We start from the raw sequence: 22,621 nt of genomic DNA on the forward strand, positions 1-22,621 counted from the left end.
GCTTCAGGGGCATCATGAATGCGTGGTTCGACCCGCGAAATCTCCGGTGCGCAGGAAGTTGGCTACCGCCTGGGCCACTGGCCGGGCCGTGAGCAGCGTGAAATGGCTATAGGGCACGGTGAGATGTGCAGTCACCGCGTCGCTCCAGGTCTCGCGCAGATCCACCGTGCCATCCCCCTCCCCTGGCGGCGCAGCCCCCAGGGCGCGGCCCACTCCCACACCGCGGGCGCCGGCGATCATGCCCAAATCACGCGCGCCTTTCCAGCGGGGCACATCGCCCAGCAGGCCCCTCTGGATGCTCCGGCCCAGGGTCCAGCGGCTCAGGGGGGAGCGGGCCAGGGAGGCTGCCACGCCACTACCCGAGACCGGCGTGCCCAGCATCACCACCCGACCCGGACGCTGCAGCGGAAACTGATGGAACAGGTGCATGATCACCAGCCCACCCAGGCTATGCCCCACCAGATGCACCACATCCGCATCCAGGGTACGCAGATAGGCATCCAGTCGGGCCGCATTGCCCTCGGGGGTGGCAAGGATACTGGAATAGCGGAAACGGTGCACCGCAAAGCCCTGCCCACTCAATCGACGCGCCAGCAGGTTCATTTCCAGACCGGTCATCCACAGCCCGTGTATGTAGACGACGGCCTCACGCATCCCGGGCACCCGGCCCCTTGGGCACGTGGTCCAGAATCACCTCGGCATTGGTCCAGGAGGTGACCCAGCGAGCCGCCTCATCCCTGGGTAACCAGCGGTATTCAACATGCTCGTGGGGGCTGATCCGGACGGTCACCCCCTCCGGGACCCACAAGGTGAAGTGATGTTCCAGATTCTCATGGGCATCGGGCGGATAACGCTCCCGCCAGGGGGGCACGATGGGAAAGCGAACCTGCCGATGCAGGTTGACCAGGCCGTCGGCAGACAGACCCGTCTCCTCCTCCAGCTCACGGCGGGCAGCCTGCACCGGGGACTCGCCCCATTCCAGACTGCCGGTGACCGACTGCCAGAAGTCCGCCGGGGTACGGCGCCGCAGCAACAGCACACGGCCGGCGTCATCATGAACCACCACCAGGACCGATTCGGGACGCTTGAAGACCATATATCAATACTTTACAAGGGACCGACAGGCAGTAAAAGGGCCGCGCCGGAAGCTTTGGCACGGCATCAGACCTAGAACGCGTGACTCGTGCCGAAGTAGGCCCGGGATTCATTGGCACTGAATCCATAGGCATAGTCCACCCGTAGATCCGTGCGCACGAACCACCGCAGGTTGATGCGCAATCCCAGACCGGCCCCTACGTGTACGTCCGACAAATCCACGTCGCGGCGCGGCCAGACTCCGCCCAGGTCCACGAATCCCACCCCGCGCACATCGGGGCGACCGAACAGGGGGTGCAGGTACTCGGTATTAAGGAGCATGAGCAGATCTCCCTCCCGGTAGTCCCGGGGATAACCGCGCAGGTTGCTGCCGCCACCCAGGGAGTAGGCCTCGTCGCCAAAGGCAGTGCGACTGGCCACGGCAAAGCGGGCCTGGTAGTTCAGATTGGGAGACAATTCGCCGTTGCCCAGCGGCCGGTAGGCACGGTAGAACAGGCTCAGGTTCTGGTGACTGGTATCCGAGCCGATGGCCTCGCCCCCAAAGGACAGGGAGGCCCCGTACTCCACGCCCTCCCGACGCACCCCCAGATCCGCCACATCGGTAAAGGAAATGCCCCCACTCCAGCTCAGCACGCGCGCATCGTCGGGGACGGCCTCACCCGCATCATGAGGGCTGTAACGCCGATCGTTCCAGTTCACCCCCAGGCTGGCCCGCCACCCGGCACTCGGCCCCTGGCGATCCAGCCAGCGACTGATGGAGGCGCCCAACTGCAGGGTGTCCTTGTCGTGGTCACCATGACCATCCTCCTCCGAGGCCGATTCCACCACCCTCTCATCCTCGAAGGAAAGCGTCAGGCCCCAGGCCGTGTGGGGGATGCGGGGAATACTGTAACTTGCGCTCAACGTGCGCGACTCTTCTTCGGAGGTGTCGCTGCCGGCGTCCTCCCATTCGGCCCTCAAACGCAGCACCTGGTTATAGCCCAGGAAGTTATCGAAGCGCACATCGCCCCCGTAGCGGATATCGCCATCGGAGGTGCGGCTCAGCCGGGGCAAGGGAAAGATGTAGAATTTCTCGCGCACGGTGAAGGTCACCTCGGCCTCGCCATTGACCACCTCCACCCGGGACTCCACCGACTGGAACAGCCCCATGTTCATCAGGGCCTGGCGCGTGTCCTCAATGGCCTGGGCGTCCAGCGGATCGCCCCGCTCGACGATCAGCTCCTGGCGCATCACCGATTCACGGGTCACCCGGTTGCCTTCGAAACGGATGTCACTGATCACGGGGGCATCGAGTGAGGGCTCCGACAAGACCGGTGTAACCCACAGGCACAGGGCCGCCACACACCCAGATATCACCCAGGAAGCCCACGCACTCCCTCCTCTGGACATCGTCATCACGCGCCTTGCAGCCCCTTCGCTCTCACCTGCCCTTGATCCCTTGCGCCAGCAACCGGCGCACCACAAAGATGCCCACCACCACCAGCACAGTGGCCGTGACCAGGGCCCCGTACACGCCGAGATAGGGCTCTAGGGCACTCCACTGCGCGCCCAGGGTATATCCCGCCAGGCCCAGAAAGCTGTTCCAGATGAATGTCCCCAGGAAGGTCAACCCAACGAACCGACCGAAGGACATGGGCAGCAGCCCCGCCGGGATGGACACCAGACTGCGCACCGTAGGGATCAGGCGCCCACCGGCCACGATCCAGTCGCCCTTGCGCTCATAGACCCCCAGCACCTTATCCAGGTCGGACTCACGCACCAGCACCCAGCGGCCACGACGCCGCAGAAGATCCCGCACGCGTTCCTCACCGGCGCGGCGGGCCAGCAGGTAGATCAGGGTGGACCCGGCGGTGCCACCGAGTGAGCCCACCAGGATGGACAGCCACAGGTTCAGCAGGCCCTCGTGGGCCAGGAAGCCCGCGAAAGGCATCAGGGCTTCCGGGGCCAGGATGACCAGGAAGACCCCCAGAGCCCAGTAGCCGTAGTCGGCGATCGCATCCGTTGCCAGTTCGACCATGTCCATGAGGGGTCAGCGCTCTCTCAACGCAGGGTGAGGGTCTTGGTGTTCACGAAGGCCAGGATGCCGGCCCGGGCCAGCTCCCGACCGTAACCGGAATCCTTCACGCCACCGAAGGGCAGCCGCGGGTCGCTCTTGACCATGGCATTCACGAAGGTGGCCCCGCAGGCCAGCTGTCGGGCTACCGCCGCCCCTCGCTCCGGGTCGCGGGTCCAGACACTGCCGCCCAGCCCGAAGCGGGTGTCATTGGCGATACGCACTGCGTCCGCATCGTCCTCGGCCCGGATGATGCTGGCCACCGGACCGAACATCTCCTCATTATAGGCCCGGGTGCCGGGCACCACCCGATCCAGGATCGACGGGGCGTACCAGGCCCCCTTGCCAGGCAGCGGCTCGCATCCCAGCACGGGGATGGCCCCCTCGGCGATGGAGTCTTGCACCTGCTGGTGAAGCTCATCCCGCAGATCCGCGCGAGCCATGGGAGCCAGCGTGGTGCCCTCCCGGGTGGGGTCGCCAGGCTTGAGGGCCTTCACTGCGGCCTTGAAGCGCTCCATGAAACCATCGACGGCGCCAGGCAGGAGAATGAAACGCTTGGCCGCGATGCAGCTCTGGCCGGCATTCTGATATCGGGAGACCACCGCCTGCTCCACGGCCCGGTCCAGATCCGCATCGTCCAGGACGATGAAGGGATCCGAACCTCCCAGTTCCAGCACGGATGGCTTGAGGGACTCACCGGCCACGGCGGCCACGGCGCGCCCCGCCGGCTCGCTGCCCGTGAGGGTCACCCCATGGACCCGCGGGTCACGGATGACATCGGCCACGGCATCGGAGGGGATCATCAGCGTCTGAAAGACCCCGGCGGGGAAGCCCGCGTCCCGAAAGACCTCCTCCACGGCCAGCGCACACCGGGGGACGTTGGAGGCATGCTTGAGCAGGGCAGTGTTGCCTGCCATCAGGGTGGGGGCGGCGAAGCGGAACACCTGCCACAGGGGGAAGTTCCAGGGCATGACGGCCAGGATGGTGCCCAGGGGCTGGAAGATCACCCGGGCATCCCCCTCCACTTCAGGCACGGCCTCATCGGCCAGGAATTGTGCCGCATGATCGGCATAGTAATCGCAGACGGTGGCGCAGCGGTCGACCTCCCCCCGTGACTCGCGCAGCAGCTTGCCCATCTCCTGGGTGATCATATGGGCAAAGTGGTCCCGCCGATGGCGCAGGACATGCGCCGCCTGGCGCATCAAATCGGCTCGCTCGGCCAGCGGCAGATCCCGCCAGGGGCGGGCAACGCGCTCGGCCTGGCCGAGGGCCTTGTCAATACGCGGCCGGTCCCATGTCTCGAACACGTTGAGCACGGAACCATTGGCGGGATTGACAGAACTCATGGGCACAGGTGAACTCCTTGGGAAGCAGGGGGCCATACCATAGTATATTTGGCCGTTTGACGATGTAACGGGACCGCCGCCGTCACTCTCCTCCAAGAGAAAAGGGAGGGGCGACAGACAGGGTTCCGGATGCCGGTTGCCTTATGACTTTCAACGTACTTCAAGACAGGAATAACAAAAGCATGAACATCCGGACGGTGTGTGTATTGGGGGGCACGGGTTTTGTTGGGAGCCACCTGGTCACCCGACTGGTGGACCAGGGATACCGGGTCAAGGTTCTGACTCGGCGAGCCTTTCGTTCCAAGCACCTGATGGTGCTCCCCGGGGTGAGACTGGTGGAAGCGGATTGCCACGACGGGTCGGTGCTTCGAACCCACTTCCAGGATTGCGAGGCCGTGATCAACCTGGTGGGTATTCTAAACGAGCGCGGCCACGATGGCAGCGGTTTCCGCCGCACCCACGTGGACCTGGCCCATACCGTGATCGAATCGGCCCGCGAGATGGGTGTGAGACGACTCCTGCACATGAGCGCCCTGAACGCCGACGCGGCCAGCGGCCCCAGCCATTATCTGCGTACCAAGGGCGAGGCAGAAAACATCGTGCATACCCTGGCAGGGGATGTGGCGGTGACCAGCTTCCGCCCATCGGTGATCTTCGGTCGGGGCGACAGTTTCTTCAACCGCTTTGCCGGCCTGCTGCGCATCACTCCCGTGCTGCCCCTGGCCTGCCCGAACGCACGCTTCGCGCCGGTGTTCGTGGGAGACGTGGTGGAGGCCTTTGTCGGTGCCCTGAAGGATTCGACCACACACGGTGAGCGCCTGGATCTATGTGGCCCCCAGGTTTACACCCTGAAGGAACTGGTGGAGTACACCGCAAGGCTTCAGGGAAAATCCCGGCTGATCATCGGCCTGTCTGACCGGCTCTCCCTGCTGCAGGCCCGGGTGATGGAATACGTGCCCGGCAAGCCTTTGAGCCTGGACAACTATCACTCACTCCAGCGGGACAGTCTCTGCCCGGGAGGAGGCATCTGCCCCACCGCCCTGGAATCCGTGGTGCCCCAATATCTGGGCGATACCACGCATCATAACCGCCTGCAGCATCTGCGCAGCAGCGCCCGCTGATCATGCAGACCTACCTGGTGGGTGGCGCATTGCGGGACGAACTCCTGGGCCTGCCGGTCAAGGAACGAGACTGGGTCGTGGTGGGCGGCACCGTGCAGCAGATGCTCGACCAGGGTTTCACTCAAGTGGGCAGGGATTTCCCGGTTTTTCTGCACCCCCACACCCACGAAGAACATGCCCTGGCCCGCACGGAGCGCAACACCGGCCCCGGTTACCATGGGTTCGAGGTCCATGCCTCGCCCGAGGTGACCCTGGACGATGATCTGGCGCGACGCGACCTCACCATCAATGCCATGGCCCGGGACGCACAAGGCCACCTGATCGACCCGTTCAATGGCCAGAGGGACCTGCATGAGCGCTGGCTACGGCATGTTTCCCCCGCCTTCGTGGAAGACCCGGTGCGGGTGCTGCGCGTGGCCCGCTTCGCCGCCCGCCTGTCCCCTCTGGGTTTTCGGGTGGCGGACGAGACCCGATTGCTGATGCAACGCATGGTGGACGAGGGCGAACTGGATGCCCTGGTCCCCGAACGGGTCTGGCAGGAGACGGAAAAGGCGCTCAAGGCTCCGGCACCCACGGCCTTCTTCCAGGTGCTGCGTGACTGCGGGGCCCTGGCGGTGCTGTTCCCGGAACTGGAGGCCCTGTATGGCGTGCCCCAACCGCCGCGCTACCATCCCGAGATCGATACCGGCGTGCATGTGTTCATGGTGCTGGATCAGGCCACCCGCCTGAGCAAGGATCCTCTGGTCCGCTTTGCAGCCCTCACCCACGACCTGGGCAAGGGCGACACACCTGTAGAAATCCTGCCCAGCCACCGTGGGCACGAGGAACGCGGCGTGGTCTTGATCGAGGCCCTGTGCGATCGATACAGGATCCCGAACCGGTACCGGGAACTGGCGCGTCTGGTGGCCCGCTACCATGGCCTGGTGCACCGGGTTTTCGAGCTGCGCCCCCAGACCCTGGCGCGCACCCTGGAGGGGCTGGATGCCTATCGTCGCCCCGAGCGGCTGGAATCGGCACTGCTGGCCTGCGAGGCGGATTACCGGGGGCGCACGGGCTTTGAGGCCAGGCCCTATCCCCAGGCAGATTACGTGCGCCGTGCCCAGGCACGTTGCGCCGCCATCCAGGCCCGGGAACTGGTGGAGCAAGGGCTCAGGGGTCCGGCCATCGCCGAGGCCCTGCAGCAGCAGCGCATTCGGGCCCTCAAGGCGCTCAAGGCCGAAGAGACTACAGACGAGGGATAAGATCCCGCCCGGAAAAACCCATCAACGGCCCCGACACACCACGCCCCAGGGCCATGGCCTGGAAGCGTTCCCCCATCTCCCCGGGCAGGGTGAGCATGCGCACCTGGGCCGCCAGATCCATCTGCTCGCGCAGCCCCTGTGCCTGACAGGCCTGGAAGGCTGACTCCAGCCCGGAACCCATGAGGAACCAGGCCTGGCTGGTGTAGCCCAGCAACGACAATCCCGCCGCCTCCCCGGCCTCGGCCACGGCGGTGAAGTCCACGTTGGCGGTAATGTCCACCACCCCCGGCCAGACCAGGGGCTCGTCCAGGGCCCGATGACGGTAATGGGCGATCAGGGTGCCCCGATACCGCTCCGGGCTGTAATACTCCCGACGCGGGTAGCCGTAATCCACCAGAATGATCACGCCGGCAACGAGGCTGTTCGCAGCGGCCCGCATCCACGGGGACAAGCCGGGGTTGATCTCCGAGACATACCCGGACGGCCATGCGCCGCCGGTGCTTTCATGCAGGGCGCGTACCGTGCTCGTGAGCGTCTCATCGGCCGGTCGATCAGCCCACTCCAGACGCTGCCCGAGCACCACGCCCCGCTCCAGCACTTCCCCATCCTGCCAATGGAACACCTGCACCGGCATGGCATCCAGCACCTCGTTTCCCAGCATGACGCCCCGGAAACAGCCCGACTCCGGCAGGGCATCCAGCCATTGCACGCGATGACGCAGGGTCTCGGGCAAGTCGGCCACGGCGGCCTGCTGGCGCTGACGCAGGTCGGGGCTCAACTCAAGGATCAGGTAACGTTCCGGGAGGGCATCCAGCGCCTCCAGGGTGGTGAGAATCTCCACCGCCAGGATGCCCGTGCCCGCGCCGAATTCCAGAATATCGCCGCCCCCCAGCCTCTCCAGCACCTGGGCACACTGGCGGGCGATACAACGACCGAACAGGGGCGACACCTCCGGGGCAGTGATGAAGTCGCCGCCCCGCCCCAGTTTGTGGCTGCCCGCGGTGTAATACCCCAACCCCGGGGCATAGAGGGCCAGTTCCATGTAACGTCGGAAAGACAGCCAGCCATTGCCTGCGTTAATCTCCTGTCTGACCAGTTCCAGCAACTGCTGGCTGACCTGCAGGGCCTCGGGTTCAGGCGTGGGTAATGGGGAATCCGTGGGCATGCATGCAGTCCAAGATGATCGGCGCCGTGGGGAGGGGCATTGTGGCCCCACCCGCTCTGCGCCTCAAGCCGTCGGCACACCGCTTCGCGAGCAGCACAAGGAAACCGCATGGAACAGCCCAAACACCCCGACCTGAGCGGCAAGACCGCCTTCATCACGGGCGGCGCCCGCCGCATCGGCGCCGAAATGGCACGCACACTGCACGCGCAGGGGATGAACCTGGTGATCCACTATCGGAGTTCCGGGCAGGCGGCCCAGGCACTTCGGGAGGAGCTGCATCGCAAGCGGCCCGATTCGGTGCGTCTGGTGGCAGGAGAGCTTCTGGAACCCGGGGCGTTCAGGCGTCTGGCCAGCGAGGCGGAAGCCGCCTTCGGGGGCATGGATGTGCTGGTGAACAATGCCTCCACCTTCTACCCCACGGCCCTGAGCGAGATCACCGAGGCCCACTGGGATGACCTGATGGGAACCAATCTCAAGGCCCCCCTGTTCCTGTCCCAGGCGCTGGCACCGGCCCTGACGCAGGCTGAGGGCTGCATCCTCAATATCGTGGATATCCACGCCCTGCGTCCTCTGAAGGGCTACCCGGTCTATTGCGCGGCCAAGGCAGGACTGTGGATGCTCACCCAATCCCTGGCCCGGGAGCTGGGCCCCCGGGTACGCGTGAACGGCATCGCACCCGGAGCCATTCTCTGGCCGGAGGCAGAAGAGAACGCAGCCACCCATGAAGAGATGATTCAGCGCACCGCGCTAAAACGGGAGGGGTCGCCGGAGGATATCGCCACCACGGCGCTGTTCCTGATCCGGGATGCCCGCTACGTCACCGGCCAGGTGATCCCTGTGGACGGGGGGCGTACCACGGCACAGTGAATACCGCGCGCTAATCCGACGGCAGGAGGTCCACGCGACGCAGCCATTGGCCCGCCGGGTCAAAGGTCTCCCAGAGGCGACCGATGGGTGTCTGGAGCACCGGATGGATCACGTCGGCCGCGATGTCTGCCAGGGGGCCGAGCACGAAGGCGTGGCGGATGATCTCATCACGCGGCAGCTGCACCCCCGGGGCCTCCAGCACGAGATCTCCCAGCAGCAGCAAGTCCAGATCCAGGGTGCGGTCGGCGAAGCGCTCGCCACCCCGCTGACGACCATGACGCGCCTCCATGGCCTTGAGACTGGCCACCAGAGCCTCAGGCGGTTGATCCGTATCGAAGCCTGCCGCCAGATTGTAGAAAGGGCTGCCGTCGAAACCCACGGCCCCGGTCTCATAGACGGGGGAAAAGGTCACTTCCCGGAAAGCGTTGAGGAGTTCCTGACGAGCAACCTCCACATGCCACTCGCGGTTCACGTTGGTGCCGATACTCACGAAGGCACGGCGCAAGGGGGATTCCGGCCGAGTCATCCGCGCTCCCCACGCTCGATGCTCACACCCACCTCCCGAGCCCCGCGCACGGCGCCCGGCTTGCCCAGGGTAAGGCGCAACCAGGGCACGGAGAACTCCTGCATCACCATGCGGGCGATGTCCTCGGCCATGGCCTCCACCAATTCCCGTTCATTGCTTTCCACCAGGGCGATGACGCGCTTGGCCACAGCCTTGTAATCCAGAGTGTGGTCAATGCAGTCGGAGTCCGACGCAGGGCGGATATCGGTGCCCATCTCCAGGTCAATGCGCACCTCCTGACGGATACTGCGCTCCCAATCGAAGATGCCGACGGTGGTTTTCACCTTTAAATCACGAATGTAGACGATGTCCATGGAATTGGACTATATACGCCGCCCCGCGCGGGCACCACCCCCGACCTGGCCCGACATGGCGCCCCGTACTTGCCCCCACCCCACCCTTCTGCTAAGGTTCCCGGCTTTCCTCAAATCAGCCTGGTTTTTCCGGAGAACACCAATGGCCCGAGTCTGCCAAATCACGGGTAAGCGCCCGATGACCGGGAACAACGTATCCCACGCGAATAACAAGACGCGTCGTCGCTTCCTGCCCAACCTGCACGAACACCGTTTCTGGGTGGAGAGCGAGAACCGTTTCGTGAAGCTGCGCATCAGCCAGAAGGGCATGCGCATCATCGACAAGAAGGGTATCGACACGGTCCTGACGGACCTGCGCGCCCGTGGCGAAAAGGTCTAAGGAGACGCACCCATGGCGAAAGGCATTCGTGAAAAGATCCGCCTGGTGTCCAGTGCCGGCACCGGCCACTTCTACACCACCACCAAGAACAAGCGGAACATGCCCGACAAGATGGAGATCAAGAAATTCGATCCCGTCGTGCGTCAGCATGTGATGTACAAGGAAGCCAAGATCAAGTAATACCGGCTTGCCTGCCGGCATGACCCGGCAACACCTGGCTGATAGGCCCACCGTATGACGGTGGGCCGCCAGCCCGGCGGTCACTCCTCCCTCTGAGCCGCCTCCATCCGCTCCACCGTCTCCCGAGCCCAGACCTGCATGAGCCTGCCCCAGCGATTGGCGGTGGCGGGATCCAGATCCAGATAGGTGTAACGCCCCCCGTCTCGCACGAGCACCCGCAATAGCGGCACACCACTCTCGTGCATCACCTGTCGCAACTCGATCTCCTCCCCCATGGGGGCCTTGATCTGCTCCATGCCACATCCCCCCTCGGGCAGTGACGGGCGTTCAGCCCGCCTCCACGTTGATGGATCGTTGCGCATGGGCGCTACTGAGCCGTGGCATCTCAACACGCAGGACGCCATGCTCGTAGGTGGCTCGGGCACCCTCGGTGCTCACCGGCCCCGGCAGCGGGATCGCCCGCTCAAAGCGCCCATAAGCACACTCGGCGATATGGTAGCGCCCCCTGCTGAGCTCCTTCTGGATACCCTTCTCGCCCCGGATCACCAGATGATCATCGATCACCTGAATATCAAAGCTGTCCCGATCCATACCCGGAGCCTCCAGGCGCACCACCAGACGATCAGTGTCGTCAAAGACCTCGGCCGCCATCACGCCCCAGCCGATACTGCGGGCCTCCAGTTCATGCTCATCCCGCTCAAGGTCTTCGGCGGACCGACTCCCCGGCGTGAACGGGGTAATGGCTCCCGAGGCGCGGGCATAGAGTCGCTGCCAACCACCCAGGATGCTCTCCCAGGCGTCACTCACACCCTGACGCAAATGCTGCAGATTCGACATCTCCACCCCCTCCTTCAATCTTTGGCTATCCCGCAACAGTGAAAGAGCGGGTGTATCCCCGCTTTACAGTCAAGTATCACGCACCCCAGGTATATTTCAAGCCCGACCGTTTTCGGCACCCGACCGCAAGCCTTTTCATCCGTTGGTGATACGACGACCGCCCATGATCCGGTAACATTAGGCCCATGGCGAACATCTCTGAATCGACACCACTGACCGTCCGGCTACTGACCGAAAGCGAGCTTGCCACGCGCGACCCTCGCCGCCTGGCCGTGATCCGCTTCGGCCAGGAGAATCTCCTGGATCCGGCGCGCCCAACGGAACTCACCCTGGCCCTGCCACCCCTGGCGGCCGACACCCCCGTGGAGGTCTGGGAGGCCAACGAACCGGTGGCCGCCGGTTGCGACCATGACTTGGGTTACGCCCACACCCGGGACGCACTGTTCGGCTGGATCCTCGTGGACGAGGCCCGCTTCGATCACGACATGGACCAGGCCGCGGAGTACGCCTACGACCGTGTGCTCGCCTTTCATCGAGCCATGGGATTCCCCAGCCTGCTACGGATATGGAACTACTTCCCGCATCTGCACGACGAAGTGGACGGCCTGGATCGCTACCAGGCCTTCTGCCTGGGGCGCCACCGCGCCCTGGAGCGCGTGCCCCTCACCGAAGGAGAACTGCCCGCCGCCACCGCCATCGGCACCACCGCACCCGGCCTGGTGGTCTACTTCCTGGCCGGACGCGAACCGGGCATACAGATCGAAAACCCCCGCCAGGTCAGCGCCTTTCATTACCCCCGGCGCTACGGACCCAAGAGCCCGTCGTTCTCCCGAGCCACCCTCAAGCCCTGGCCGGGCAAACCGCACCTGTACATTTCCGGCACCGCCAGCATCGTCGGCCACGAAACCCTGCACACCGACGTCATCACACAACTGGACGAAATCCTGGAAAACCTGCGCGCCCTGATCGGCTCGGCCGGCGACCCCATGGCCACCCTGGAAGGCAACCCCGGCGCCCTCTCCCTGCTCAAGGTCTACGTACGCCACGCCCAGGACGTGGACGCCGTGCGCTCGCGCCTGCAGGAAGCCCTGGGCCCGAAGGCACCCGCCATTTACCTGCGAGGCGATATCTGCCGGGACGACCTGCTGGTAGAGATCGAAGGCCTGCATGCCTGAACTGCCCGAGGTGGAAACCACCCGGCGCGGCATCGAACCCCACCTCACCGGACGCCGCATCACCCAGGTCCACATCCGGCAGCCGCGACTGCGCTGGCCCATACCCACCGACCTGCCCCATCGACTTCAGGGGCGCACGATCACCCGCGTCGAGCGCAGGGGCAAATACCTGCTCATCCAGTGCCCCCCGGGGACCGTCCTCATCCACCTGGGCATGTCCGGCAGCCTGCGCCTGGTGCCCCCCGACGCCCCACCCCGCCCCCACGATCACGTGGACCTCACCCTGGACTCCGGCCTCACCCTGCGCCTGCACGACCCACGCCGCTTCGGGGCCCTGCTCTGGTTCGACCCCGAAACCGGCAACCACCCCCTGCTCGCCCACCTGGGCCCCGAACCCCTGGGCGACAGCTTCGATGCCGACTACCTGTTCCGCATCAGCCGCGGCCGCCGCATCAGCATCAAGGCCCTGATCATGAACAGCCAGGTCGTGGTAGGGGTGGGCAACATCTACGCCTCCGAATCCCTGTTCCTGGCCGGCATCCGCCCCCGCCGCGCCGCCGGCCGCCTCACCCGCGCCGAGGCCACCCGCCTCGTCGCCGCCATCCGCCAGGTCCTGGAAGCCTCCATCGCCCAGGGCGGCACCACCCTCCGGGACTTCGTCCACGAAGACGGCGCCCACGGCTACTTCAGCCAGTCCCTCCGAGTGTACGGACGCCCCCAGGCACCCTGCACCACCTGCCAGACCCCCATCAAGCACATCACCCAGGGCGGCCGATCCAGCTACTACTGCCCCACCTGCCAGAAATGACTTCCTGAGCACTTGCTCTCGTAAAACGCACTCCTCTCAGCAGGCAAACAACCAGAAGCCTCCGGGCGGGTGAAGCCCTCCGGGGGTGTTCACCGCATGAATGCGGTGGCCAAGCCTACAAGGATGTATTCACGGCGTCCCCCGGAGGGATTTACCCACCCACAGGCCGCCACCAAACCCACGGAGGGCACCCTGCGGCGAGCACACAAGCCAGAAGCCTCCGGGCGGGTGAAGCCCTCCGGGGGTGTTCACCGCATGGATGCGGTGGCCAAGCCTACAAGGACGTATTCACGGCGCCCCCCGGAGGGATTTACCCACCCGCAGGCCGCCACCGAACCCACGGAGGGCACCCTGCGGAGAGCACACAAGCCAGAAGCCTCCGGGCGGGTGAAGCCCTCCGGGGGTGTTCACCGCATGGATGCGGTGGCCAAGCCTACAAGGACGTATTCACGGCGTCCCCCGGAGGGATTTACCCACCCGGAGGCCACCACCGAACCCAAGGAAGGAGGCCACCAAGACGGCGACCCAGAAACAAAAAGGGCCGGGTAACAGCCCCGGCCCTGCACAACACCAAAAAAATGATCGACTCAGGAAGCCCCGGCAGTGATCCGCTCGAACTTCGCCATCAGCACATCATGGCTCTCCTCGTTATCCGGATCCTTGGGAATGCAATCCACCGGGCACACCTCCACACACTGAGGCGCATCAAAGTGACCCACGCACTCCGTGCACAGACTCGGCTCGATCACATAAATCTCATCACCCGGAGAGATCGCACCATTGGGGCATTCCGGCTCGCACACGTCGCAATTGATGCACTCGTCGGTAATCATCAGGGCCATAACGCACTTTCCTCTTCAAACTCAATAAGATGTAGTCGCTTGTCCGTGACTGCAAAAACCCCTGCCAGCCCCACTATCAAACCACTGGCAGACCTCACGTCACAGCTTCTTATAATCCCGCCCACGGCGGATGACCGCGCATCTTAGCCCAAGCGGGCGCGCAACGCAGCCTCCACGCTTTCCGCCACGAAGTGTGAAACATCACCACCCAACGCAGCAACTTCCCTCACCAGACTTGAGGAAACATACGAATACTCCTCCGCAGGCGTGAGAAACACCGTCTCAAGGTCCGGCGCCAGATGCCGGTTCATACTGGCCAACTGGAACTCATGCTCAAAATCCGACACCGCCCGAAGGCCGCGCAACAACACCCGCGACCCATGCGCAGCCGCGAAATCCGCCAGCAGACCATCGAACCCGCACACCTCCACCCCCTCGATCCCCCGCAACGCCTGTCGCGCCAGATCCACCCGCTCCTCCAGCGTAAAGGTGGGCCGCTTCGTTGGATTGGCAGCCACCGCCACCAGCACATGATCAAACAACCGATGGGCCCGACGGACAATATCCATATGGCCATTGGTAATGGGATCAAAGGTCCCGGGGTAAACAACAGTAACTGACATGATTTGAATCCCGACAGGATTGATGTCCAACTTCAGGTGATACCGTAAAGACTCACGGCAGAATTGAACTGCGAGGCGCCTCGCGCTCCTCCGCCACACGGCGACCCCGGGCCTCGTTCAGGCCCAGGGCCACCACCAGCGCCAGCGCGAACAACAAGGCGCAGAACAGGATCGACGCATGCAGACCCACCGCCACCTGCAGCAAGCCCAGCCCCAGCAGGCCCACGATGGCCGCCAGTTTACTCGCCAGCCCCCAGAAGCCGAAGAACTCCGCCGCCCGCAAACGCGGCGCCAGCACCCCCACCAGAGCCCGCCCCGCCGATTGCGTGGAACCCAGACACAACCCGGCCACGCTACCCACGATCAGGAACACATGCTGGGCCTCCATGGGCACCACCCGCCCAAGCCAGGGCGTGGAAAAGATCAAGGTGACCGCCACGATCCACAGCACCAGGGTGGCCAGATAAGTGGTGCGGGCGCCGATCCTGTCCTGAAGAAAACCAAAACCCAGGGCCCCGGCAGCCGCAGTCAACTGAACGGTGACGAACATCCAGATCCTCACCTGCTCATCCCATTGAATCACCTGGGCACCGTAGATGAAGGTGAAGGAGATGATGATATAGATACCGGCCATCGCAAAGAAGACCGAAACCAGCAACGTGGCCAGATCACGGTAATGCCGCAGATCCTTGATTGTGGCCCGCACCCGCCGGAAACCAATCCCCAGATAACTGCGAACCCCACCCTTGAGCCGCCGCGCCCGCCCCCGCTCGCGAAGCCAGAGGAAAGTGGGGATGGCTGCCAACAGGAAGAATACCGCCGCAAACGGCCCCACCCAGCGGATGCGATCAAAATTCTCCTCGCTCACCTCCCCTAGCATGACCAGTGCAAAGGCCGTGGCCACCAGCCCCCCCACATACCCCAGAGCCCAGCCGAACCCCGAAATCCACCCCAACTGCTCCCGAGGCCCCAGCTCAGGCAAAAAACTGGCAATGAACGACTCACCGATGGCGTACGCAAAGTTGGAGCAGATGATCAGCAGCATACCCAGCCAGATGTACCCCGGGGCCACAAAGTACAGCAACCCCGTCGTCACCACGGTGAGCACGTAGCTGGCAAACAGAAACCTTTTACGGGCCGCGGAGAAATCCATGATCGCCCCCGCCACCGGGCCCACGAGCACCACCATCAGGTAGCTCACCGCCAGGGCAACGCTCCACAGCAGATTTCCCAACCGATAGTCGGTCTCCGAGTCACCGACAATCACCCGCGTGAACAGGTCCCCGAAGATCACCGTAATGATCAGCAGGGTATAGGCCTGGTTGGCGAAGTCGAACATCGCCCAGCCAAAGATTTCCTTGAAAGAGGCCCGCTTCATGGCACTCATCGTCTGGATTGTGGGATCAGGTTAACGTGAAAGAACCAAGTCAGCTACAGGCACTCCCTCGAGAGGATGCCGATTGACCGGAACCGTGGGAGCAACCGAGAATACAGAGCACTTCACTCAATCGCGAGCAACCTCATGAAAAATAATCCCCTCCTGCAACGCCTGGTCACCCTGGTCTGCATCATGGCCCTGCTTCTGGCCGGCACGGCGCCCCTGCACGCCTCCATGGTAGGAACGGATCAACTCATCCTGTCCGAACAGGCCCAGGTAGACCGCGCACAACTGCTCGCCACCCTGGAGAGGGATGATGTAAGGCAACAACTGACCGCCATGGGCGTGGATCCCAGCGAAGCAGCCCAGCGGGTGGCACGGATGACCGACCAGGAAGTGCGTGAACTGAACGAGCGTATTGAAGACATGCCGGTGGGCTCGGCGAGCGTGCTGGGCGTCGTGGCCCTGGTCTTCATCGTCTTCATCATCACCGACGCCATCGGCGCCACCGACATCTTCCCCTTCGTGCGCCCCGTGAACTGATCCCCCACACCCCATGACCTGAGACCATGACTGCGGGGCTGGGACGGCCCCAGCCCCGCAAGAGCGACACATGGCTGTCAAACTCAACGTCGATAAGCCCGAAACACCCCCTGTGGGAGCGGCCCTCGGCCGCGAAGTGTTTCCGGATTGCACCGCCCCGGCCGAGCGCGGCCTTCGCGGCCAAGGGCCGCTCCCACAAAAACACCCACAGGACCGGGCCCGACTCTGGGGACTGACCGGCCTGTTGCTGGCCATCCTCCTGCTCAGCGGCTGCGCCACCCCTCTGCAGACCCGCGACCTGCTGCGCGAACCACCCGACGAACTCCCCCGACAGGTGGAACTGGACCAGACCCCCTTCCACCCCCAGGAACTCTATCAATGCGGACCGGCCGCCCTGGCCACCGTACTGGGCGCCCGCGGCCTGCTGGTGCACCCCGACGACCTGGTGGATGAAGTCTACGTCCCCGAACGCCAGGGCAGCCTGCAGACCGAAATGCTGGCCGCCGCCAGGGCCCGCGGACTCGTGGCCTACGTCATCGAACCCCGCATGGAAACGCTCCTCAAGGAAGTGGCCGCAGGACACCCGGTGCTCGTCTTCCAGAACCTGGGCCTCAACGCCTTCCCCTACTGGCATTACGCCGTGGTGATCGGATTCGATCTGGACCAGGAAGAGATCATCCTGCGATCGGGCACTATCCATCGCCACGTCACCCGCATGCCCGTCTTCGAACGCACCTGGCGTCGCGGCGACTACTGGGCCTTCGTCGTCCAGCCCCCCGGCCAACTCCCCGCCACTGCCCAGCCCCTGCGCTGGCTGCGCGCCGCCAACGCCCTGGAAGCCACCGGCCAGCTCACCACCGCCGCCACGGCCTACCGGACCGCCACCCAACAGTGGCCCGACCACCCCGTGGCCTGGATCGGCCTGGGCAACACCCTGTACGCCCTCGAGGACCACAACGGCGCCGAGCAGGCCTTCCGACAACTCATCCAGAGAAATCCCGAGGCCCACGCCGCCTGGAACAACCTGGCCCACGTCCTCCACGCCCGCGGCTGCAACACCCAGGCCCTCGAGGCCGTCACCTGCGCACTGCGAATGGCCCCCAACGAGTCCTTCTACCAGCGCACCCTGGAAACCGTGACCAGATCGCCCGACGCCCAGCCCCAGGACAACACCTGCCTCCCCCTTCTCTGCCCCACCGAAGCCCACCAATAGCAGCAGCCCCCCGCCCCACGGCGGGCACCCTGCGGAGACCACATCAGCCAGAAGCCTGCGGGTGGGTGAAGCCCCAGAAGCCCCTACGCCCCATACCAAAGAATCGCGAAATAATGACAAACCGTCCCCGCGATCACGAACAGATGCCAGATGAAATGCCCATACCGCACCCGCTGATCCAGGGCATAAAACACCACCCCACCCGTATAGGCCAGCCCCCCGGCCACCAGCCACATCAACCCGGGTGTAGGCATCAGGTTATAGAGCGGCACAATGGCAATCACCACCAGCCAGCCCATCAACAGATACAAACCCGTGGACAGCACAGGATGGGACAGCCCATTGAACGACTTCAGCAACACCCCAAGCCCCGCCAGCCCCCAGACCAGACCAAACAACGTCCACCCCCAGGGCCCGCCCAACACCCCCAGCGTAAAGGGCGTATACGTGCCGGCAATCATCAAAAAGATCACCGAATGATCCACCACCCGGAACACCCGCTTCGCCCGACCCTGCGGCATCGCGTGATACAGGGTTGACGACAGATACAACACCACCATGGTGGCCGAAAACACACTCACACCCACCACAAATGCCGCACTGCCCGACCGAACAGCATCCAGGATCAGAAACGGAATTCCCACAATCACCGCCACCAGGGCAGCCCCGTGACTCACACTGTTGGCGATCTCCTCACCCAGCGTCTGACGACGCCGGCCCAGGGTACTCGAAGCAGCACTCATGGATTGCATCCTCCTCTTCGCGGCCACCGCATCAGCGGCTCAGGGTCCCCGGTGACGATACACCCGGCCCTCCCCGATTCGCAATTGCGGGCCAACACCACTATCATGGGGGACTTACAACAGCTCTCTCGCCTGTCCACGACCCTGCGGCAGTCCCACGGACTCACGCCGCCCGGCCCTGCGCCGGCCCCCATGGACAGGCCACGGCGCTCGCCCGGAGCGCCGGGCCGACCCCGCGGTCGGTCCCTCATTCAACCAAGCCAGGAGATCCGATGTCTGCTCTCATCTGCGGTTCATACGCCTACGACACCATCATGGTCTTTCCCGACCGCTTCAAGAACCACATCCTCCCCGAGAAGGTGCACATGATCAATGTCTCCTTCCTGGTGCCCGGGATGCGTCGGGAATTCGGCGGCTGCGCCGGCAACATCGCCTACAACCTGAAACTGCTGGGGGGCGACCCCCTCCCCATGGCCACCGTCGGCGCCGACTTCGACCCCTACGCCGAGTGGATGGACAAGTGCGGCATCTCCCAAAAGCACATCACCGTCGTCCCCGAGCACTACACCGGCCAGGCCTTCATCACCACTGACCAGGACGACAACCAGATCACCGCCTTCCACCCCGGTGCCATGGGTGAATCCCATCGCAACAAGGTGAGCGACGCCAGCGGCGTGAAGATCGGCATCGTCTCCCCCGATGGCCGCGACGGCATGATCCAGCACGCCGAACAGTTCGTGGAAGCCGGCATCCCGTTCATCTTTGACCCGGGCCAGGGCATGCCCATGTTCGGTGGCGACGACCTGCGCCGCTTCGTGGAACAGGCCACCTACGTGACCCTGAACGACTACGAGGCCCAGCTCATGAGCGAGCGCACCGGCTGGAGCCACGAGGAACTGGCCAGCCACGTGGACACCCTGATCATCACCCGCGGCGGCGAAGGGTCCGACATCTACACCAAGAACGGCAAGATCCAGGTGCCAACCGCCCCCATCGCCGGCATCAAGGACCCCACCGGTTGCGGCGACGCCTACCGCGCCGGCCTGCTGTGGGGCCTGATGAACGATCTGGACTGGGAAACCACCGGCCGCATCGCCTCGCTGATGGGCGCCATCAAGATCGAGCAGGTGGGTCCGCAGAACCACGCGCCCAGTCGGGCCGACATTGAAGCCCGCTTCAAGGAGGCCTTTGGCCGGGAGATGTAATCGGCCTCTCCCAAGGCTTTGAACGCAATGGCCCGGATGAGGTGAACCCTCTTCCGGGCCATTTTTTTTACGGTGCCAACCTTTTCGCGGCCAAGAGCCGCTCCCATGCTCAGACGCTGAGTTGCAGCACCAGCGTCGCCACGCTGAAATAGACCAGGATGCCGCCCACGTCCGCGATGGACGTGACCAGCGGGGCACTGGCGGTGGCCGGATCCATATTGAGCCGGGTCAGCAGCAGGGGCAGCATAAGCCCCAGCATACTGCCAACGATCACCACCAGTACCATCGCGATCGCCACGGCCATACCCACTTCAGGCCCCCCTAGCCAGACGCCCGCCCCCCAGACCGCCAGACCCAGTGTGACCCCCAGCGCGATGGAGACGAACAACTCCTTGCCCCACAGTTTGAGACCATCCTTGAGCTGCACATCACCGGTGGCCAGCGAACGCACCATGAGCGTTGATGCCTGCGTGCCCGCATTCCCCCCCGTGGCAATGACCAGGGGAAGGAAGAAAACCAGAGCCACCACCGTCTCGATCGCCTGCTCGAAAATGGAAATGGCAGCGCCACTCGCCAGGTTCACAAAGATCAGGATCACCAGCCAACCGACCCGCTTGCGGTAGAGAACCCCCAGGGCCACGTCCCTGAGACTGGTGACCGTGGGCCCCACACCGACACTCCCCATGCGGAGAAAGTCCTCCGTGGTCTCCTCGGTGGCCACGTCCATGACATCATCCACGGTAATGATGCCCACGAGGATGTCCCGCTCATCCACTACCGGCAGCACCTCCAGATCGTAATGTCTGATCAAACTGGCTGCCTTCTCCTGGTCCATGCGGGTCTGGGCACGCACCACGTCCTCGCGTAACAGCGTATCCACCCGGCGGCGCGGGGACCCCACCAGCAATTCCTTGAGCTTCACGGCCCCCAGCAGCCGCCCCTCCTCGTCGGTAACGAACACCACGTTGACAGTCTCGCTTTGCTCAAACTCCCGACGCAAATGATCCAGGGCCTGCTCCAGGGTCCAGTGAGGACGAACCGCAAGAAAACCCGGCGTCATTCGGCGACCGGCACTCTCCTCCGGATAGGCCAGCAGACTCTTGATGACCCACTGATGCCGATCCGGCAACAGGTTCATCACCTCGCGGGCATGATCCTCCGGCAGGCTGTCGATCAGTGCGGCGGTATCGTCATAAGAGGAGCGTTTGAGCAGATGCGATTTTTCCTGGTCGGTCAGGTCCCGGAGGATGCGCTGCTGCTGCTCCTGGGTCAGGTAGGAGAAGACGTCCGGAGCCCGGTCGCCGGGCAATAGCCGGATCAACTCACCCCAGGCCTCCGGTTCCAGATGCTCGGTCAACGCCGCCAGGTCCTGATCCTGCAGGGCCTCAAGGACCTCTTTCAGGGCTTCGGGATCCTGGTTTTCCATGTGCGCCCTGAAAGTGTCCGGGCTGATGGTCTCTGTCATGTCCATGTGCGTCCTCCTCGCTAGCGCGGCAGTCCCAGCATGGCCGCCGCCAGGCCGAAGTAGATCAAGATGCCGGCCACATCAGCGATGGACGTAACCAGCGGGGCACTCGCCGTGGCGGGATCCAGTCGCAGGCGCGACAGGATGAATGGCAGGATCATCCCCACCATGCTGCCCACCATGACGATCAAGAGCATGGCCAACGACAGCATCAGGGCGACTTCAGGGCCGCCACGCCATAGCCCCAACATGGACACGGTCACCCCCATGGTCAGCCCCAGGGCCCCCGCCACCGCCAATTCCCGACCCCACAGGCGAAGCCAGTCCCCCGGCCTGGCATCCCCGGTCGCCAGGGAACGCACCATCAAGGTGGAGGATTGAGCCCCGGCATTCCCCCCGCCGGCAATCACCAGAGGCAGGAAAAACACCAGCAGCACGAGGGCCTCAATAGCCTCTTCGTAGCCCGCAATGATGAAGCCACCCACAATGTTCAGGCCCACCAGGATAAGCAGCCAGCCCACCCGCTTGCGGTAAAGCAGCCAAGGGCGGGCATCTCGCAGACTCAGGTTCAGGGCCCCGACACTCCCCATCTTCTGGAAGTCCTCGGTGGTCTCCTCTTCCTCCACATCCAGCACATCATCAACGGTAATGATGCCCAGGAGCTCACTGTCCTCATCCACCACCGGCAAGGCCGGCAGGTCGTAGTGGCGCATGATGTGCAGGGCCTCCTCCTGAGGCTGATGCGCGTCGATGGAGATGACGCTACGGGTCATCAACTCGGACACCAGCGTCTGCGTCTGCTGCTTGAGAAAATGTTTAAGGGCCAGCACACCCTCCAGCACGCCCTCATCATCGGTCACGTAAACCAGATTGACGGTTTCGCCGCGCCCGGCCTGCACGCGAAGGTGATCCAGGGCCCGGGCCATCGTCCATTCGGGGCGAACGCTCACCACCGCTGTGGTCATGAGGCGCCCGCAGCTATCTGCGGGATAACCAAGCAGGCTCAGTGCCCGGCGAATGGAGCGGAAGGGTAGCAGGCGCAGCAGCTTGCGCACCTGGTCCTTATCCAGATCCTCCAGCAGAGCCGTCAGATCATCCGGCAGCATCTCCGATAGCAGGTAGCGCCCCTCGTCCACGGACACCTGATTGATCAGCTGCAGCTGATGGTGAGGGTCCAGATAGGAGAACACGTCCACTCGTCGACCCGGCGGCAGCAGACGGAACACATCCCGGCGGGGATCGGGTTCCAGATCCATGAGCACATGGGCGATATCCTGTATGCGCATCTCGTCCAGGCGTTCACGCACACCGGGAAGATCCCCCGCATCCAGGCATTCCCGGACTTGCTCCAGGTCTCGTTCGTGCAGAAATTCCATAAGGCAGCCCCAGGATCAAAGGCTCATGAAAGAGATCACGCACATCCCATCATGTCACTTGAATCTTTCGATGGAATGGCACCGTTA

At 64.1% G+C, this 22,621-nt stretch carries 26 protein-coding genes; 10 read left to right on the plus strand and 16 right to left on the minus strand.

The genetic code is table 11. From position 1 onward, the window contains the following. Nucleotides 1-12: 12 nt before the first annotated feature. The 5 genes from ECTHA_RS0104885 to ECTHA_RS0104905 all read right to left on the minus strand — a co-directional run bounded on the left by ECTHA_RS0104885 (nucleotide 13) and on the right by ECTHA_RS0104905 (nucleotide 4,494). Nucleotides 13-663, minus strand: a complete 651-nt coding sequence (locus ECTHA_RS0104885; RefSeq protein WP_025280658.1) for an esterase/lipase family protein — start codon at nucleotides 661-663, stop codon at nucleotides 13-15. Then, nucleotides 647-1,096: a dihydroneopterin triphosphate diphosphatase gene (nudB, locus tag ECTHA_RS0104890; RefSeq protein ID WP_025280657.1), complete on the minus strand. Its 450-nt coding sequence runs from the start codon at nucleotides 1,094-1,096 to the stop codon at nucleotides 647-649. The genes ECTHA_RS0104885 and nudB overlap by 17 nt, the downstream gene beginning before the upstream one ends. A 71-nt stretch (nucleotides 1,097-1,167) precedes the next feature. Further along, nucleotides 1,168-2,403, minus strand: coding sequence for a BamA/TamA family outer membrane protein (locus tag ECTHA_RS0104895; RefSeq protein ID WP_238984811.1), 1,236 nt, complete (start codon nucleotides 2,401-2,403; stop codon nucleotides 1,168-1,170). A 112-nt stretch (nucleotides 2,404-2,515) separates the two neighbouring features. Beyond that, nucleotides 2,516-3,118, minus strand: a complete 603-nt coding sequence (locus tag ECTHA_RS0104900) for a DedA family protein (RefSeq protein ID WP_025280655.1) — start codon at nucleotides 3,116-3,118, stop codon at nucleotides 2,516-2,518. A 17-nt stretch (nucleotides 3,119-3,135) separates the two neighbouring features. Then, nucleotides 3,136-4,494 (minus strand): NAD-dependent succinate-semialdehyde dehydrogenase, encoded by a 1,359-nt coding sequence (locus ECTHA_RS0104905; RefSeq protein ID WP_035369143.1) that lies wholly within the window; start codon nucleotides 4,492-4,494, stop codon nucleotides 3,136-3,138. Between the two features lie 182 nt (nucleotides 4,495-4,676). Between ECTHA_RS0104905 and ECTHA_RS0104910 the strand changes: the two genes are divergently transcribed. Then, the gene (locus ECTHA_RS0104910; RefSeq protein WP_025280654.1) at nucleotides 4,677-5,615 is read left to right on the plus strand and encodes a complex I NDUFA9 subunit family protein; all 939 of its coding nucleotides are present in this window, start codon (nucleotides 4,677-4,679) and stop codon (nucleotides 5,613-5,615) included. A gap of 2 nt (nucleotides 5,616-5,617) precedes the next feature. Continuing rightward, on the plus strand, nucleotides 5,618-6,856 hold the full coding sequence (locus ECTHA_RS0104915) for a multifunctional CCA addition/repair protein (protein WP_025280653.1): 1,239 nt from the start codon (nucleotides 5,618-5,620) through the stop codon (nucleotides 6,854-6,856). On the opposite strand, the gene ECTHA_RS0104920 is transcribed toward ECTHA_RS0104915, so the two are convergent. Then, nucleotides 6,840-8,021: a class I SAM-dependent methyltransferase gene (locus tag ECTHA_RS0104920; RefSeq protein WP_025280652.1), complete on the minus strand. Its 1,182-nt coding sequence runs from the start codon at nucleotides 8,019-8,021 to the stop codon at nucleotides 6,840-6,842. The genes ECTHA_RS0104915 and ECTHA_RS0104920 overlap by 17 nt on opposite strands. Nucleotides 8,022-8,129: 108 nt before the next feature. Between ECTHA_RS0104920 and ECTHA_RS0104925 the strand changes: the two genes are divergently transcribed. Next, nucleotides 8,130-8,888 (plus strand): pteridine reductase, encoded by a 759-nt coding sequence (locus ECTHA_RS0104925; RefSeq protein ID WP_051582578.1) that lies wholly within the window; start codon nucleotides 8,130-8,132, stop codon nucleotides 8,886-8,888. A gap of 10 nt (nucleotides 8,889-8,898) precedes the next feature. Here the strand turns inward: ECTHA_RS0104925 and folK are convergent, their stop codons facing one another. After that, the gene (folK, locus tag ECTHA_RS0104930; protein WP_035369146.1) at nucleotides 8,899-9,414 is read right to left on the minus strand and encodes a 2-amino-4-hydroxy-6-hydroxymethyldihydropteridine diphosphokinase; all 516 of its coding nucleotides are present in this window, start codon (nucleotides 9,412-9,414) and stop codon (nucleotides 8,899-8,901) included. Then, complete coding sequence (folB, locus tag ECTHA_RS0104935) at nucleotides 9,411-9,767, minus strand: dihydroneopterin aldolase (protein WP_025280650.1); 357 nt, start codon at nucleotides 9,765-9,767, stop codon at nucleotides 9,411-9,413. Before folB ends, folK begins: the two co-directional genes overlap by 4 nt. A 142-nt stretch (nucleotides 9,768-9,909) precedes the next feature. On the opposite strand from folB, the gene rpmB reads away from it, so the two are divergent. Continuing rightward, nucleotides 9,910-10,146, plus strand: a complete 237-nt coding sequence (gene rpmB, locus ECTHA_RS0104940) for a 50S ribosomal protein L28 (RefSeq protein ID WP_025280649.1) — start codon at nucleotides 9,910-9,912, stop codon at nucleotides 10,144-10,146. Nucleotides 10,147-10,158: 12 nt separating this feature from the next. Further along, nucleotides 10,159-10,326: a 50S ribosomal protein L33 gene (gene rpmG / locus ECTHA_RS0104945; protein WP_025280648.1), complete on the plus strand. Its 168-nt coding sequence runs from the start codon at nucleotides 10,159-10,161 to the stop codon at nucleotides 10,324-10,326. An 80-nt stretch (nucleotides 10,327-10,406) separates the two neighbouring features. Here rpmG and ECTHA_RS0104950 read toward each other — a convergent pair whose 3' ends face one another. Both ECTHA_RS0104950 and ECTHA_RS0104955 read right to left on the minus strand, forming a co-directional pair. Beyond that, nucleotides 10,407-10,622 carry a DUF6967 family protein gene (locus ECTHA_RS0104950; RefSeq protein ID WP_025280647.1) on the minus strand — a complete coding sequence of 72 codons (216 nt, stop codon included), beginning with the start codon at nucleotides 10,620-10,622 and terminating at the stop codon, nucleotides 10,407-10,409. 31 nt (nucleotides 10,623-10,653) lie between these two features. Further along, nucleotides 10,654-11,163: an Hsp20/alpha crystallin family protein gene (locus ECTHA_RS0104955; RefSeq protein ID WP_025280646.1), complete on the minus strand. Its 510-nt coding sequence runs from the start codon at nucleotides 11,161-11,163 to the stop codon at nucleotides 10,654-10,656. Nucleotides 11,164-11,348: 185 nt separating this feature from the next. Between ECTHA_RS0104955 and ECTHA_RS0104960 the strand changes: the two genes are divergently transcribed. Both ECTHA_RS0104960 and mutM read left to right on the plus strand, forming a co-directional pair. Beyond that, entirely contained in the window at nucleotides 11,349-12,338 is a 990-nt protein-coding gene (locus ECTHA_RS0104960; protein ID WP_026623553.1) for a chorismate transformation FkbO/Hyg5 family protein, read from the plus strand. Beyond that, nucleotides 12,331-13,146 (plus strand): bifunctional DNA-formamidopyrimidine glycosylase/DNA-(apurinic or apyrimidinic site) lyase, encoded by an 816-nt coding sequence (gene mutM / locus ECTHA_RS0104965; protein WP_025280644.1) that lies wholly within the window; start codon nucleotides 12,331-12,333, stop codon nucleotides 13,144-13,146. The genes ECTHA_RS0104960 and mutM overlap by 8 nt, the downstream gene beginning before the upstream one ends. 587 nt (nucleotides 13,147-13,733) lie before the next feature. On the opposite strand, the gene ECTHA_RS0104970 is transcribed toward mutM, so the two are convergent. From ECTHA_RS0104970 to ECTHA_RS0104980, 3 genes are all read right to left on the minus strand, one after another. After that, on the minus strand, nucleotides 13,734-13,988 hold the full coding sequence (locus tag ECTHA_RS0104970; RefSeq protein WP_025280643.1) for a YfhL family 4Fe-4S dicluster ferredoxin: 255 nt from the start codon (nucleotides 13,986-13,988) through the stop codon (nucleotides 13,734-13,736). Nucleotides 13,989-14,131: 143 nt separating this feature from the next. Continuing rightward, nucleotides 14,132-14,611: a pantetheine-phosphate adenylyltransferase gene (coaD, locus tag ECTHA_RS0104975; protein WP_025280642.1), complete on the minus strand. Its 480-nt coding sequence runs from the start codon at nucleotides 14,609-14,611 to the stop codon at nucleotides 14,132-14,134. A 52-nt stretch (nucleotides 14,612-14,663) separates the two neighbouring features. Beyond that, a complete protein-coding gene (locus ECTHA_RS0104980; RefSeq protein WP_025280641.1) occupies nucleotides 14,664-15,989 on the minus strand; it encodes an MFS transporter in 1,326 nt (441 codons plus the stop codon). Nucleotides 15,990-16,133: 144 nt separating this feature from the next. Here ECTHA_RS0104980 and ECTHA_RS0104985 point away from each other — a divergent pair, with 144 nt between their 5' ends. Together ECTHA_RS0104985 and ECTHA_RS17135 are read left to right on the plus strand one after the other, a co-directional pair. After that, nucleotides 16,134-16,532 carry a DUF6627 family protein gene (locus ECTHA_RS0104985; protein ID WP_025280640.1) on the plus strand — a complete coding sequence of 133 codons (399 nt, stop codon included), beginning with the start codon at nucleotides 16,134-16,136 and terminating at the stop codon, nucleotides 16,530-16,532. Nucleotides 16,533-16,602: 70 nt separating this feature from the next. Continuing rightward, a complete protein-coding gene (locus ECTHA_RS17135) occupies nucleotides 16,603-17,745 on the plus strand; it encodes a PA2778 family cysteine peptidase (RefSeq protein ID WP_025280639.1) in 1,143 nt (380 codons plus the stop codon). Between the two features lie 83 nt (nucleotides 17,746-17,828). Here ECTHA_RS17135 and trhA read toward each other — a convergent pair whose 3' ends face one another. Then, nucleotides 17,829-18,488: a PAQR family membrane homeostasis protein TrhA gene (gene trhA / locus ECTHA_RS0104995; protein WP_026623554.1), complete on the minus strand. Its 660-nt coding sequence runs from the start codon at nucleotides 18,486-18,488 to the stop codon at nucleotides 17,829-17,831. Nucleotides 18,489-18,760: 272 nt separating this feature from the next. Between trhA and ECTHA_RS0105000 the strand changes: the two genes are divergently transcribed. Continuing rightward, on the plus strand, nucleotides 18,761-19,693 hold the full coding sequence (locus ECTHA_RS0105000; protein ID WP_025280637.1) for a carbohydrate kinase family protein: 933 nt from the start codon (nucleotides 18,761-18,763) through the stop codon (nucleotides 19,691-19,693). A gap of 109 nt (nucleotides 19,694-19,802) precedes the next feature. Here the strand turns inward: ECTHA_RS0105000 and mgtE (ECTHA_RS0105005) are convergent, their stop codons facing one another. Together mgtE (ECTHA_RS0105005) and mgtE (ECTHA_RS0105010) are read right to left on the minus strand one after the other, a co-directional pair. Next, nucleotides 19,803-21,164, minus strand: a complete 1,362-nt coding sequence (gene mgtE / locus ECTHA_RS0105005) for a magnesium transporter (protein WP_338018721.1) — start codon at nucleotides 21,162-21,164, stop codon at nucleotides 19,803-19,805. A gap of 14 nt (nucleotides 21,165-21,178) precedes the next feature. Continuing rightward, nucleotides 21,179-22,534 (minus strand): magnesium transporter, encoded by a 1,356-nt coding sequence (gene mgtE, locus ECTHA_RS0105010; RefSeq protein WP_026623555.1) that lies wholly within the window; start codon nucleotides 22,532-22,534, stop codon nucleotides 21,179-21,181. Nucleotides 22,535-22,621: the final 87 nt, after the last annotated feature.

The sequence above is a fragment of the Ectothiorhodospira haloalkaliphila ATCC 51935 genome (assembly GCF_000633935.1).
Classification (GTDB): domain Bacteria; phylum Pseudomonadota; class Gammaproteobacteria; order Ectothiorhodospirales; family Ectothiorhodospiraceae; genus Ectothiorhodospira; species Ectothiorhodospira haloalkaliphila.